This is a genomic window from Xanthomonas sp. CFBP 8443, from assembly GCF_025666195.1.
In the GTDB taxonomy this organism is placed as follows: domain Bacteria; phylum Pseudomonadota; class Gammaproteobacteria; order Xanthomonadales; family Xanthomonadaceae; genus Xanthomonas_A.
The window spans coordinates 4,277,117-4,290,649 of record NZ_CP102592.1 but is presented as its reverse complement, the minus strand read 5'-3'; the positions used below and the strand labels follow the sequence as shown (position 1 = coordinate 4,290,649).

10 protein-coding genes are annotated in these 13,533 nt (G+C 70.3%); 8 read left to right on the top strand and 2 right to left on the bottom strand.

Translation table 11 applies throughout. The annotated features are described in order from the left end of the window. Positions 1-526: 526 nt before the first annotated feature. Together NUG20_RS17930 and NUG20_RS17925 are read right to left on the bottom strand one after the other, a co-directional pair. Positions 527-2,512, bottom strand: a complete 1,986-nt coding sequence (locus tag NUG20_RS17930; protein ID WP_263395777.1) for a sigma-54-dependent Fis family transcriptional regulator — start codon at positions 2,510-2,512, stop codon at positions 527-529. A 279-nt stretch (positions 2,513-2,791) separates the two neighbouring features. After that, entirely contained in the window at positions 2,792-3,724 is a 933-nt protein-coding gene (locus tag NUG20_RS17925) for a carbohydrate kinase family protein (protein ID WP_263395776.1), read from the bottom strand. 261 nt (positions 3,725-3,985) lie between these two features. Between NUG20_RS17925 and NUG20_RS17920 the strand changes: the two genes are divergently transcribed. From NUG20_RS17920 to NUG20_RS17885, 8 genes are all read left to right on the top strand, one after another. After that, positions 3,986-5,032 (top strand): rod shape-determining protein, encoded by a 1,047-nt coding sequence (locus NUG20_RS17920; RefSeq protein WP_003465837.1) that lies wholly within the window; start codon positions 3,986-3,988, stop codon positions 5,030-5,032. A 167-nt stretch (positions 5,033-5,199) separates the two neighbouring features. Further along, the gene (gene mreC, locus NUG20_RS17915) at positions 5,200-6,321 is read left to right on the top strand and encodes a rod shape-determining protein MreC (protein WP_263395775.1); all 1,122 of its coding nucleotides are present in this window, start codon (positions 5,200-5,202) and stop codon (positions 6,319-6,321) included. Then, positions 6,318-6,806 (top strand): rod shape-determining protein MreD, encoded by a 489-nt coding sequence (gene mreD, locus NUG20_RS17910; protein ID WP_263395774.1) that lies wholly within the window; start codon positions 6,318-6,320, stop codon positions 6,804-6,806. Before mreC ends, mreD begins: the two co-directional genes overlap by 4 nt. Before the next feature lies 1 nt (position 6,807). Further along, complete coding sequence (gene mrdA / locus NUG20_RS17905) at positions 6,808-8,868, top strand: penicillin-binding protein 2 (RefSeq protein ID WP_263395773.1); 2,061 nt, start codon at positions 6,808-6,810, stop codon at positions 8,866-8,868. Further along, complete coding sequence (gene rodA, locus NUG20_RS17900) at positions 8,865-9,983, top strand: rod shape-determining protein RodA (RefSeq protein ID WP_263395772.1); 1,119 nt, start codon at positions 8,865-8,867, stop codon at positions 9,981-9,983. The genes mrdA and rodA overlap by 4 nt, the downstream gene beginning before the upstream one ends. 395 nt (positions 9,984-10,378) lie before the next feature. Next, positions 10,379-11,710, top strand: a complete 1,332-nt coding sequence (locus NUG20_RS17895; protein ID WP_263395771.1) for a virulence factor family protein — start codon at positions 10,379-10,381, stop codon at positions 11,708-11,710. Between the two features lie 345 nt (positions 11,711-12,055). Next, positions 12,056-13,204, top strand: coding sequence for an NAD(P) transhydrogenase subunit alpha (locus NUG20_RS17890; RefSeq protein WP_263395770.1), 1,149 nt, complete (start codon positions 12,056-12,058; stop codon positions 13,202-13,204). A gap of 3 nt (positions 13,205-13,207) precedes the next feature. Next, positions 13,208-13,531, top strand: coding sequence for an NAD(P) transhydrogenase subunit alpha part 2 (locus tag NUG20_RS17885; protein ID WP_263395769.1), 324 nt, complete (start codon positions 13,208-13,210; stop codon positions 13,529-13,531). Positions 13,532-13,533: the final 2 nt, after the last annotated feature.

Below are 13,533 nucleotides of genomic sequence, written 5' to 3'. Positions count from 1 at the left end.
GGAGCGGCTTCAGCCGCGACACCGAAGCCGGACAGCCTCCGGCTTCGGTGGTCGTCGGGACTGAAGTCCCTCCCACAAAAAGCGGAGTGCGGATAGAGATTGCCAACGGTTCGAATGACATCGCATCGGCGAGCGCCGGCTCTTTGATCGCCGATGCTAAGTTGGCTTGCGCTGGCGGTTCTCTAGGACGGGACGGGCGATTCCGCTGACCGCGGACGCGCATCGCCAGGCCACGGCTGTTGTGGGAGCGACTTCAGTCGCGACATCGAAGCCGGATAGCCTTCGGCTTCGGTGACAGTCGGGACTGAAGCCCTCCTAAAAAAAACGGTGCGGGTGGGGTGTCGCAAACGGCGGATGGACATCGCCGTACAAAGCGCTGGCTCTTTCATTCCTGCATCGGGCGACGGCTTTTCTGTAGGAGCGGCTTCAGCCGCGACCCCGAAGCTGGAGGGCATCCGACTTCGGGGTCGCGGCTGAAGCCGCTCCTACAGGGATGGCATGACCGATCGGCTGTTGCGCTTGGAACTCAGACCGTCGCCAACCCATGCTTGCGCAGCTTGCGGTACAGGGTGTTGCGGCTGATGCCGAGCGCGTCGGCGGTGCGGCTGACGTTCCAGCGGTGCCGTTCCAATTGCTGCTGCAGCACGCTGCGTTCGGCGCTGTCCAGGGCGGCGCGGCCGGGCATGTCGTCGGCGGCGACCGCGTCGCCGTTGACCAGGCACGGGCCGCTGTCGGCGTCGACGATTTCCTGCGGCAGGTTGGAGATGCGGATCATGCCGTCGGCGCACAGCACCGCGGCGGTGCGCAGCACGTTGCGCAGCTGCCGCAGGTTGCCCGGCCAGGCGTAGCTGAGCAGCTTGTGCAGCGCGTCCTCGCTGATCCGCACGTGGCGCTCGCCGCTCTCCTCGCGCAGCAGGGTGCGGATCAGTTCGGCCTTGTCGCTGCGTTCGCGCAACGGCGGCAGGTGCAGCACCACGCCGTTGAGGCGGTAGTACAGGTCCTCGCGGAACTCGCCGACGGCCACCATCTGCCCCAGGTCGCGGTGGCTGGCGCTGATCACGTGCAGTTCCAGCGGCATCGCCCGGTCGCTGCCCAGCGGGGTCACGCTCTGTTCTTCCAGCACGCGCAGCAGCCGCGTCTGCAGCGGCAGCGGCATGTCGCCGATCTCGTCCAGGAACAGGGTGCCGCCACTGGCCTGCAGCAGCTTGCCGTGGCGGCCCTCGCGCGCGGCATCGGTGAAGGCGCCGCGTGCGTAGCCGAACAGCTCGCTCTCGATCAGCGCTTCCGGGATCGCCGCGCAGTTCACCGCCACGAACGGCCGCGCCGCCCACGGCGAGCTGCGGTGCACCGCCTTGGCGAATTCTTCCTTGCCGGTGCCGGTGGCGCCGCACAGCAGGATCGACACGCGATGCGCGGCCAGCTTCAGCGCGTTGTCCAGGTTGTGGCGCATGCGCGGATCGGAGCCGACGTGCTCGCGCGCATACACGGCCTCGCCGCTGTCGGCGCTGGCGGCGTGCGCGCGGCCAGCGGCCGCGTCGCGGCGCGGCGGCTGCGCCAGGGCGAAGAAGCGGCGCCCGTGGCAGGCGCAGCGGATCGACCACAGCGTGCTGGCCTCGTTGCGCGCGCGCTGCTCCACCGTGTCGAAGTCCAGCTGCATCACCTGCGAAATGTCGCGCCCGACCAGCAGCCCGCGCTCGCCCTTGCCGAGCTGTTCCAGCGCCGCTTCGTTGACCGCCAGCACGCGGCCGTCCTCGCCGATCGCCATCAGCGCCTCGTGCAGCAGGCCGGCGAATTCCGGGCGGCTGTGGAAGCGCAGGATCCACGCGTGCCGGTACTGCTCCAGGAAATACGAACGCGCGATCTGCGCCGCCGACATGCGCACCAGCGCGCTGGTATGGCGCTGCACCAGCTTGGTGTCGCGCGCGTCGGGGGTGGAGGCGTCCAGCACCGCCAGCAGGTCGCCGTGCGGGTCCAGGATCGGCGCGCCGCTGCACGACAGCGGCAGGTGCCGGACCAGGTAGTGCTCGCCGCGGTGCACGCCCAGCGCGCTGCGTTCCACCGCGCAGGTGCCAATGCCGTTGGTGCCCTGGTAGCGCTCGGCCCAGCTGGCGCCGCAGAACAGCCCGGTCTGGCGGAACTCGCGCAGCAGCGCCGGGTCCTGCACGCTGTGCAGCACGGTGGCCTCGGCGTCGGCGACCACCACCGCGTAGCCGCCGCCGGCGATCTGCTCGTAGAGGTTCTCCATCTCCACCTTGGCGATGCGCAGCACTTCCTCCAGCCGTTGCTGGCGCTCGCGCAGCCCGCTGCCGTCGTGGACCATCGGCGAAGGCGTGGCGTCCGGGTTCAGCCCGTACTCGTCCAGGCAGCGTTGCCAGGACCGCGCCAGTGCCGGCGGCAGCGGTTCGATCTGGCGGAAATGGCGCATCCGCGCCAGCAATGCCGGCTCCGCCTCGGCGACAGACGACGCCTTGGCTGCGGCCTGCAGGAGGTTGGCTACAGTCAACTCCGACACGTGCGCCCCTCGATCCGACCCCGGATCAGGCGGCCAGTGACGCACAAACCCGTCCCATGCTCAAACCGCAGTGCAGCAAAAGCCGGGATTGGGGATTCGGGATTGGGGATTGGCAAGGGCGGGTGGCCCGCGGCGGGTCGGTCCGGCCATCCAAACAAAAAAACCGCGCAAATGCGCGGTTCTAGTGAAAATCAAGCGCCAGGACCGGCTTTTACGAATCCCCAATCCCCAATCCCGGCTTCTCAACGAATCCCCAATCCCGAATCCCCAATCCCGGCCTTACAACGCATACCCGAACTGCTGCTTGAACTGGTCGTTGAACTCGTCGAAATCGAAGCGCTGGTTCTGGGTGCCCGGGTGCTCCACCTTCAGCGCGCCCATCAGGTTGCCCATCCGCCCGATCGTCAGCCAGTCGCAGCCGCGCTGGATACCGAAGATCAGGCCGGCGCGGAACGCGTCGCCGCAGCCGGTCGGGTCGACCACGCGGCGCTCGTGCGCCGGCGGGATGTCGTAGGTCTTCTCGGGGGTATAGACCAGCGCGCCCTTCGGGCCCTGGGTGGTGATGTAGGCCTGCACCCGCGAGACGATGTCCTGCTCGTTCCAGCCGGTGCGCTCCTGCAGCAGGTTGGACTCGTAGTCGTTGACCACCACGTAGTCGGCCTGCTCGATGAAGGTGCGCAGTTCCGGGCCGCTGAACAGCGGCATCGCCTGGCCGGGGTCGAAGATGAACGGGATGCCGGCGGCGGCGAATTCCTCGGCGTTCTGGATCATGCCCTCGCGCCCGTCCGGGCCGACCAGGCCCAGGGTTACGCCCGGCACGTCGCGCACGTGGTTCTCGTAGCTGCGCATCATCGCGCCCGGATGGAACGCGGTGATCTGGTTGTTGTCGTGGTCGGTGGTGATGAATGCCTGCGGGGTGAACAGGTCCTCGATCACCTTGACCCGCGACAGGTCGATGCCCAGCGTCTCGAAATGCTCGCGGTACGGGCCGAAGTCCTGGCCCACCGTGCCCATCGGGATCGGGTCGCCGCCCAGCAGGTGCAGGTTGTAGGCGATGTTGCCGGCGCAGCCGCCGAACTCGCGGCGCATCCGCGGCACCAGGAACGACACGTTCAGGATGTGCACCTTGTCCGGCAGGATGTGGTTCTTGAACTGGTCCGGGAACACCATGATGGTGTCGAAAGCGAGGGAACCACAGATCAGTACGGACATCGGGCAGGCCTTGGCGGAGGGATGAGCCCGCATTCAGGCGGGCGACGTGCGGGGTCGCCGCGGCGCAAAGGGTAACGGCTGCGGCCGGGCAGGGCCAGAAGCACGATGCACGGCGCCTCTGCGAGGGGCGCGCAAGGCGCGGTTTTAGCGAGAATTTTCCTTGCCCGCACCCAGGTGGGTTGTTACGCTAGCAGACTTCGTTTCTGCCCATTTTTTCGCCATTCGGCGACGGCACGCGACTCCCCAGGACTCAATTCCCCGATGTTCAAGAAACTCCGCGGCATGTTCTCCAACGACCTGTCCATCGATCTGGGCACGGCCAACACCCTCATCTACGTGCGTGGCCAGGGCATCGTGCTGAACGAACCGTCGGTGGTCGCGGTGCGCCAGGACCGGGCGATCGGCGGCACCCGTTCGGTGGCCGCGGTCGGCGCCGAGGCCAAGCAGATGCTCGGCCGCACCCCGGGCCACATCACCACCATCCGCCCGATGAAGGACGGCGTCATCGCCGACTTCACCTACACCGAGGCGATGCTGAAGCACTTCATCAAGAAGGTGCACAAGTCGCGCTTCCTGCGCCCGAGTCCGCGCGTGCTGGTGTGCGTGCCGGCCGGCTCGACCCAGGTCGAGCGCCGCGCGATCAAGGAGTCGGCCGAAGAGGCCGGCGCGCGCGACGTGTACCTGATCGAGGAACCGATGGCCGCGGCGATCGGCGCCGGCATGCCGGTCACCGAGGCGCGCGGCTCGATGGTCATCGACATCGGCGGCGGCACCACCGAGGTGGCGGTGATCTCGCTGAACGGCATCGTCTACTCGCAGTCGGTGCGCATCGGCGGCGACCGCTTCGACGAGTCGATCACCAACTACGTGCGCCGCAACCACGGCATGCTGATCGGCGAGGCCACCGCCGAACGCATCAAGCTGCAGATCGGCTGCGCCTATCCGCAGGAAGAGGTGCAGGAGATGGAGATCTCCGGCCGCAACCTCGCCGAGGGCGTGCCGAAGATGATCAAGATCAACTCCAACGAGGTGCTCGAGGCGCTGCACGAGCCGCTGTCGGGCATCGTCTCGGCGGTCAAGCTGGCGCTGGAGCAGACCCCGCCGGAACTGTGCGCCGACGTCGCCGAGCGCGGCATCGTGCTGACCGGCGGCGGCGCGCTGCTGCGCGACCTGGACCGGCTGATCTCCGAGGAGACCGGCCTGCACGTGCAGGTCGCCGACGACCCGCTGACCTGCGTGGCCCGCGGCGGCGGCCGTGCGCTGGAGCTGGTGGACATGCACGGCAACGAGTTCTTCGCGCCGGAGTGATGGCCGGCGCCGGGAACCGTGGGGGGAGAATCGAAGCGCCGGTCCGGGCCGATCCCCTTGCCGGTTCCCCGTCCGTTGCCGTGCCTGCGCCCCGGCCTGATCGACCCGGGAGCGCGCTGTCGTTTTCCGATTCCCTTTTCCCGCTTCTCTCTTCCCGGCTCTAGCCCGTGCCTCCCTACGCCGGTCCTCCCGTCACTGCCCGCCCGGGCGAAGCCGCCAGCACGCCGCGCCTGCTTGCGTACCTGGCCCTGGCGGTGGTGCTGATCGTGCTCGATGCGCAGGCGGGCTGGCTGAAGCAGGTGCGCAGCCAGACCAACCTGCTGGTGCAGCCGCTGTGGGCGCTGGCCGGGCTGCCGGGCCGGCTCGGCTCGCAGGTGCAGGAGAACGCCGCCAGCCATGCGCAACTGGTCAGGGAAAACCGCGCGCTGCGCAACGAGCTGCTGATCGCCAAGGCGCGCCTGACCCGGCTGCAGACCGCGGCGCTGGACAACGCGCAGCTGCGCGAGCTGCTCGGCGTGGCCGAGCGCCGCGGCCTGGACGTGCAGCTGGCGCCGATCCTGGACATCGACCTGGACCCGACCCGGCAGCGCCTGGTGCTCGACGCCGGCGGCCGCGACGGCGTGCACGTCGGCCAGGCGGTGATCGACGCCGGCGGCCTGATGGGCCAGGTGATCGAGGTGACCCCGCTGCATTCCACCGTGCTGCTGCTGACCGACCCCGACCACGCGGTGCCGGTGACCGTGGCGCGCAACGGCGTGCGCCTGATCGTCTACGGCCGCGGCGACACCCTGCAACTGCGCGACGTGCCACTTAGCGCCGGGGTCGAGGTCGGCGACGAGATCGTCACCTCCGGCCTGGGCGGCCGCTTCCCGGCCGGCTTCCCGGTCGGCACCGTGTCGGCGCTGCGCCCGGACGACACCCACGCCTTCCTGGTCGGCGACCTGAAGCCGGCGGCGAAGCTGGATCGCGGGCGGGACGTTTTGCTGCTGCGACCTTCGGTCGCGGCAGCGGGACCGGGGCAGCCGGGAGAATCGGGACCAGGGACCGGGGACCGGGGACCCGGTAGCAGCAACGGCGACAGCAATGCGACGCATGGACCGGCTCAAGGGCACGGTTCTGCGCCCGCTGCTGCGCCGACGGCCGGCTCGGTACCCGATCGGACCTCCGCTCCTGACCGGGTCCCCGGTCCCCGGTCCCCGGTCCCGGCGGCTGCGCAGGAGCCGCGCTCTTCCCCAATCCCGAATCCCGAATCCCCAATCCCGGCGTCTCCGCAGGAGACGCAGCAATGAGCCGCCCCCGCAGCAAAGGCTGGGTGCTCCCGGCCAGTGTGGTCCTGGCGCTGGTGCTGGGCCTGCTGCCGTTGCCGCTGGTGCTGCAGCCGCTGCGCCCGTATTTCCTGGCGCTGGTGGTGGCGTACTGGGTGATCGAGACGCCGGACACGGTCGGGCTCGGTTTCGCCTTCGCCATCGGCGTGGTCGCCGACCTGCTGTACGGCGGGGTGCTGGGCGAACAGGCGCTGCGGCTGGTGATCCTGGGCTTCATCCTGCAGCGCTTCCGCGCGCGCATCCGCTTCTTCCCGATGTCGCAGCAGGCGCTGGCGATCGGCGGGCTGCTGGTCAACGACCGCATCGTCGCCGCGGCCGTGCACCTGGCGGTGGGCGAGCCGCCGTTGCCGTGGAACTACTGGTGGGCGCCGCTGCTGGGCATGGCGCTGTGGCCGCCGCTGTTCGTGCTGCTGGACGCGCTGCGGCTGGGCCGGCGGAGCAAGAAGTAGCGTGGCCCTGACCACCCGCCGCACGCAGAAGAACCCGCACGCCGAGGCCGAGCAGTTCCGGCGCCGCGCGGCGCTGGGCTTCCTCGGCGTGCTGATCGCGCTGGTCGGGCTGGGCGCCTGGTACTTCAAGCTGCAGGTGCTGGACCACGACGTCTACGCCACGCGCTCGGACGCCAACCGGATCAAGCCGCGGCCGGTGGTGCCGGGGCGCGGCATGATCTACGACCGCAACGGCCGCCTGCTGGCCGAGAACGTGCCCGCGTTCCGGCTCGACGTGACCCCGGACAAGGTCGACGACATGGACGCGCTGCTGGCCGAGCTGGGCAAGGTGATCGCGCTGGCGCCGGAGGACGTCGAACGCTTCCAGGCCGCGCGCAAGGCCAGCCGCAGCTTCCGCCCGATCACCCTGAAGCTGCGGGTCAGCGAGGAGGAGCGCGCGCGCTTCGCGGTCGACCGCTGGCGCTTCCCGGGCGTGGAGCTGGAGCCGTACCTGACCCGGCACTACCCCTACGGCGAGCTGTTCGCGCACATCATCGGCTACGTCGGCCGCATCGACGAGAAGGACCTGGAGACGCTGGGCGAGGGCAACGCGGCGCTGACCCACATCGGCAAGTCCGGGCTGGAGCGCTATTACGAAGAGGCGCTGCGCGGCAAGGTCGGCTACGAGCAGGTCGAGACCAACGTGCAGGGCCGCGCGATCCGCACCGTCGGCCGGGTGCCGGCGCAGTCCGGCGCCGACCTGCGCCTGTCCATCGACGCCGATCTGCAGCGTGCGATGGTCGCCGCGTTCGGCGACTACCAGGGCTCGGCGGTGGCGATCGACCCGCGCACCGGCGAGATCCTGGCGATGGTCAGCCTGCCGTCCTACGACCCCAACCTGTTCGTCAACGGCATCTCGCATGCCGATTTCCAGGCGCTCAACAGCGACCTGTCGCGGCCGCAGTTCAACCGGCTGGTGCTGGGCGGGGTGGCGCCCGGCTCGACCATCAAACCGTTCATGGGCCTGGCCGGGCTGGACAGCGGCACCCGCCGCCCGGAAGACAAGATTCTGTCCACCGGCATGTTCTACCTGCCCGGGGTCAGCCGCGGCTGGGGCGACTCGCACCGCGGCGGGCACGGCTGGACCGACCTGCGCAAGTCGATCTCGCAGTCGGTCAACACCTACTACTACAAGCTGGCCATCGACATGGGCATCGGCAAGGTCGACCAGTACATGACCCGCTACGGCTTCGGCGCGCCCACCGGCATCGACCTGATCGGCGAGAGCGGCGGCATCGTGCCGTCGCCGGCGTACAAGGCGAAGAGCCGCAAGGAAGCGTGGTACCCCGGCGACACGGTCAACATCGCCATCGGCCAGGGCGACTGGAAGGTGACGCCGCTGCAACTGGTGCGCGCGGTGGCGGGCATCGCCGACGGCCAGCTGCGCACGCCGCACCTGGTGATGGCGCGGCGCGGCGCGTTCGACCAGCCGTGGACGCCGGTGCCGCTCGGCACAGGCAAGCCGATCAGCGACAACCCCGGCAACCTGCAGGCGGTGCGCGAAGGGATGATGGACACCATGCGTCCGGGCGGCAGCGGCCATGCGATCGCGGTGAGCGCGCCGTACCAGATGGCCGGCAAGACCGGCACCGCGCAGGTGGTCAGCCGCAAGGGCAACGCCGCGGTGGATCCGCGCAGCCTGCCGATGCACCTGCGCCACCGCTCGCTGTTCGAAGGCTTCGCCCCGGCCGAGCAGCCGACCATCGCGCTGGCCATCGCGGTGGAGGGCGGCGGCTACGGCGCCAGCACCGCCGCGCCGATCGCGCGCAAGATCTTCGATGCCTGGCTGCTCGGCCGCCTGCCGGCCGGCATCGAGCCGCTGGACAGCCTGCGCGGCGCCACCGCGTTCGGCAGCGAGCTGTACTACGCCGAGGACCCGGGCTCGCGCGCCGCCGCCGACGCGGTGGCGCTGGCCGCCGGCGAGCTGCCGGTGCTGGTCGGCCCGGTCGCGGTGGATGCCGCCAGCGTGGCGGTGCCGGCCGCGCCGCCGCCGATCCCCGACGAGATTCCGGACGAACGATGAAGGATTTCCTGCGCTGGCTGACCGATCTCGGCGGCCGCTTCGCCCGCACCCTGGACTGGCCGCTGTGCCTGGCCCTGGGCGCGCTGATGGTGATCGGCCTGGCGGTGCTCAAGAGCGCCGGCGGCCAGTCCGGCGGCAACCACCTGATGCTGGCGCAGGGCATCCGCTTCGCGATCGGCGCGGCGGCGATGTGGGGCCTGTCGCGGGTCTCGGCGCTGCGCTTGCGCGCGTGGACGCCGCTGATCTACGCGCTGTCGATGCTGCCGCTGCTGGCGGTGTTCGCGCTGGGCACCGGCAAGTACGGCCGGCAGTGGCTGGACCTGAAGGTGTTCTACCTGCAGCCGGCCGAGTTGCTGAAGATCAGCATGCCGATGATGGTGGCCTGGTACCTGCACCGCGTGCCGCTGCCGCCGCGCCTGCCCACGGTGCTGGTCAGCGCGGTGATCATCGGCCTGCCGACCGCGCTGATCATGCTGCAGCCGGACTTCGGCACCGGCGTGCTGATCGCCGCCAGCGGCGGTTTCGTGCTGCTGCTGGCCGGGCTGCCGTGGTGGTGGGTGGGCATCGCGGTGGGCGGCGTCGCCGCGGCCGCGCCGGTGGCCTGGCTGTGGCTGCTGCGGCCCTACCAGAAGGACCGGATCATGATGTTCCTCAATCCGGAGAACGATGCGCTCGGCGCGGGCTGGAACATCATCCAATCCAAGATCGCGATCGGCTCCGGCGGCCTGCACGGCAAGGGCTGGGGCCTGGGCTCGCAGTCGCACCTGAACTTCATCCCCGAGCAGACCACCGACTTCGCGTTCTCCGTGCTCAGCGAGGAATTCGGCTGGATCGGCGTGGCCACGGTGCTGACCCTGTACCTGGTGGTGATCGGGCGCTGCCTGTGGATCGCGGTGCAGGCGCGCGATACGTTCTCGCGGTTGCTCGCCGGCGCCACCGGGCTGGCGTTCTTCGTCTACGTGCTGGTCAACGGCGGCATGATCTCCGGGCTGCTGCCGGTGGTCGGGGTACCGATGCCGCTGATGAGCTACGGCGGCACCTCCGCGGTGTCGCTGCTGGCCGGCCTGGGCCTGGTGATGGCGGTCAAGGCGCACCGTCCGGTGCACGGCTACTAGCGACTGCGCCCAGCCATCCGCGCCTGCGCGAACGCGGCGCGCGGCCCGCTCGAATGCCGGTGCCGGCAACCGGTGCGCATTGGCTTAACCGCAAGCAAGCATCAAGGTGGCAACCGATTGCGGCGTGTGTCGGCGCTGCGCACAATCCGCATCGATGCCACGTCGCGGTGCCGCTGCTTGCGGCCCGTCGCGAGCGCAGGATCCGTTCCGGGTGAGCCATGCGCGGCGTCGACGCCGCCCAGCCGACCCGCGTCCACCGAGGGAGCCAGCACCGCGCAACGTCGATCCGGGCCTGGCCCGTGTCGCTCACCTGCGTCCGTTCGTGTGCGGTAGTCCCTCGCTCGTCCTTCCCGTGATTCCTGCCCGTTCGGCTGTGCCGACATGGATGTGCGTCGATGAAATTCCCGCGGTTGTGGTTGCTGGGCAGCGTGCTGCTGGGCCTGGCCGGCTATGCCGTCGCGCGTGCCTATTTCGCGCCCGGCATCGTGCATTGCTGCGGCTATGGCCGCATCGTCCTGACCAAGCCGCCGGGGCCGGTGCAGGGCATGGTGATCCTGCTCGCCAGCGGCACGCCGGCGCAGCGCCGGGCGGCGACCGCGCGCATCGCCGCCACCGGCGCGCTGGTGGCGACGGTCAACGGCGATCGTTACCAGGCCCGGCTGCAACGCGCCGGCCGCGGTTGCAGCCATGCCTGGCACGATGCCGAGCAGCTGAGCCGGCGCCTGCAGCGCGACCTGCACGGGGAGCGCTATTTCCTGCCGATGCTGGCCGGCAGCGGACGCGCGGCGACGCTGGCCGAGCGCATCGTCGGCGCCGCGCCGGCGGCGACCCTGGGCGGCGCGATCGGCGTGGCGCCGGCGCCGACCGAGGTCTGCGCCGGCACCGCGCAAGCCAACGCCGCGCAAGGCTTCGTCGATATCGCGCCGGCACCCGCCGCCGCCGTGGACGCGGCGCTGGCCGCGCGCGTGGCCGCGCACCTGCACGCCCCGGCCAGCGGCGGCGCGCTCGAGGACCTGCCGTTGACCGAGCTGCCGGTGCGCACGCCGGACGCGCCGCTGGCCATCGTGCTGTCCGGCGACGGGGGCTGGCGCGATATCGACAAGGGCATGGCCGAGGCCCTGCAGCAACGCGGGATCGCGGTGGTGGGCTGGGACAGCCTGCGCTATTTCTGGCATGCCAAGCCGCCGGCGCAGTCCAGCGCCGATCTGCGGCGGGTCATCGACTACTACCAGCAACGCTGGCACCCGCAAAAGATCCTGCTGGTCGGCTATTCCTTCGGCGCCACCGCGCTGCCGTTCATGTACAACCGGCTGCCGCCGGCGCAGCGCGCGCAGGTCGGGTTGCTGGCGTTGTTCGGCGTCGACCACAAGGCCGATTTCCAGATCCGCGTGCGCAACTGGCTGGACCTGGGCGATGCCGACGACGCCCAACCGGTGCTGCCGGAGATCGCGCGCATCGCCCCAGCGCAGCTGCTGTGCGTGTACGGCGACCAGGAAAAGGACACGCTGTGCCCGGAGCTGCGCGACAGCGGCGCGCAGATCGTCGCGCTGCACGGCGGCCACCATTTCGACCAGCGTCCGGCGGGGTTGGCGACGATCGTGGATGCGCGTTGGCAGCAGCTCGCAGAGGACGCACGCCATCCTATGGCGACCATCGACACCGGCCATCCTCACGCAGCCGCGGTGCCGGCCGTTGCGCTGCGCGCGCAGCCTGGCGCCCTTCAGTAGAGCCGTCCCATGCCTGGCCGCCTGCCGGGGCCGGGGCCGGTGCCGATGCATCGCGTGGCATCCCGCCGCGACCGACGCTGCGCACGCGTTCGCCGAGCCGCGATCAACGCGTCACCGACGTCGCCGTGCCGAAGGCAACAATGCACTGCTTCACTCCGCAGCCGCCTGCCGGCGTGCGGCGGCAAGCCGATCTGTCGGTCGTTGCTAGCCCAATAGCCGACAGCCGCCGCCGCCTTGTCCAGCGCCTGTACCGCAGGCCAATACCTCGGCCGCAATTGATCGCAATCAATGTGGGCGGTGGCGCGCACGCGCACCGTGTCTGTCCTAACCGACAGGCACTGGCTCATGGCGTTCACCGTAGCGGTAGTGAAGGAACAGCAAACCGGCGAGCGCCGCGTGGCGATGGTGCCGGCGGTGCTGCCGAAGCTGGCGAAGCTGGGCGCGCAGCTGCGCCTGCAGGCGGGAGCCGGCGTGGCCTCGCGCTTCGCCGATGCGGCCTATGCCGGCGCCGCGGTGTTCGACGATGCGCAGGATGTCGTCGCCGGCGCCGACCTGGTGCTGGCGGTGCAGGCGCCGTCGCTGCAGACGCTGGCGGCGATGCGTCCGGGCAGCGTGCTGGTCGCGATGCTGTATCCGGCCAAGGCGCCGGGATTGCTGGAGTTGCTGTGCGAACGCCGCATCACCGCGTTCGCGATGGAAACCGTGCCGCGGATCAGCCGCGCGCAGGCGCTGGACGTGCTGTCCAGCCAAGCCGCGCTGGCCGGCTACTACGCGCCGCTGCTGGGTGCGGTGCATCTGCCGCGGATCCTGCCGATGATGACCACCGCGGTCGGCTCGTTGCGCGCCGCGCGCGTGCTGGTGATGGGCCTGGGCGTGGCCGGCCTGCAGGCGCTGGCCACCGCGCACCGGCTCGGCGCGATCACCGAAGGCTACGACGTGCGCCCGGAGACGCGCGAACAGGCGCAATCGGTGGGCGCCAAGTTCGTCGACACCGGCATCGATGCGCGCGGCGAGGGCGGCTATGCGCGCGAGCTCACTGCAGAGGAACGGGCCAAGGCCGCCGCGCTGCTGACCCAGCACATCCAGCAGGCCGACATGATCGTCACCACCGCCAACGTGCCCGGCCGCATCGCGCCGATCCTGATCGACCGCGCGCAGATCGATGGCATGAAACCCGGCGCGGTGATCGTGGACCTGGCCGCCGACAGCGGCGGCAACTGCGAGGGCAGCGTGCCCGGGCAGACCGTCGAGGTGGGGCCGGTGACCATCGTCGCGCCGTTCAACGTGCCCTCGGCGCTGGCCCAGCACGCCAGCGAGCTGTATGCGAAGAACCTGCTGAACCTGCTCGAGCTGCTGGTCCGCGACGGCGCGCTGGCGCCGGACTTCGACGACGAGGTCGTGGCCGGCACCTTGCTGACCCGCGATGGCCAGCGCTGCCATCCCACGCCGCAGGCCGTCGCGCCTGCGCCTGCACCCGCCGCCAAGGAGTCCTGAGCGATGAATCTCGATCTGTCGATGAGCTGGATGATCGCGTTGTACGTGTTCATGCTCGCCGCGTTCACCGGCTACGAAGTGATCGGCAAGGTGCCGTCGATCCTGCACACGCCGCTGATGTCCGGTTCCAACTTCATCCACGGCATCGTCGTGGTCGGCGCGATGCACGCGCTGTTCAACGCCGACACCGTCGCCGGCCAGGCGATCGGCTTCGTCGGCGTGCTGCTCGGCGCCGGCAACGCCGCCGGCGGCTACGTGGTCACCGACCGCATGCTGGCGATGTTCAAGCCCAGCGTCAAATCCGCACCCGCCACCCCGAAGGAATAGCG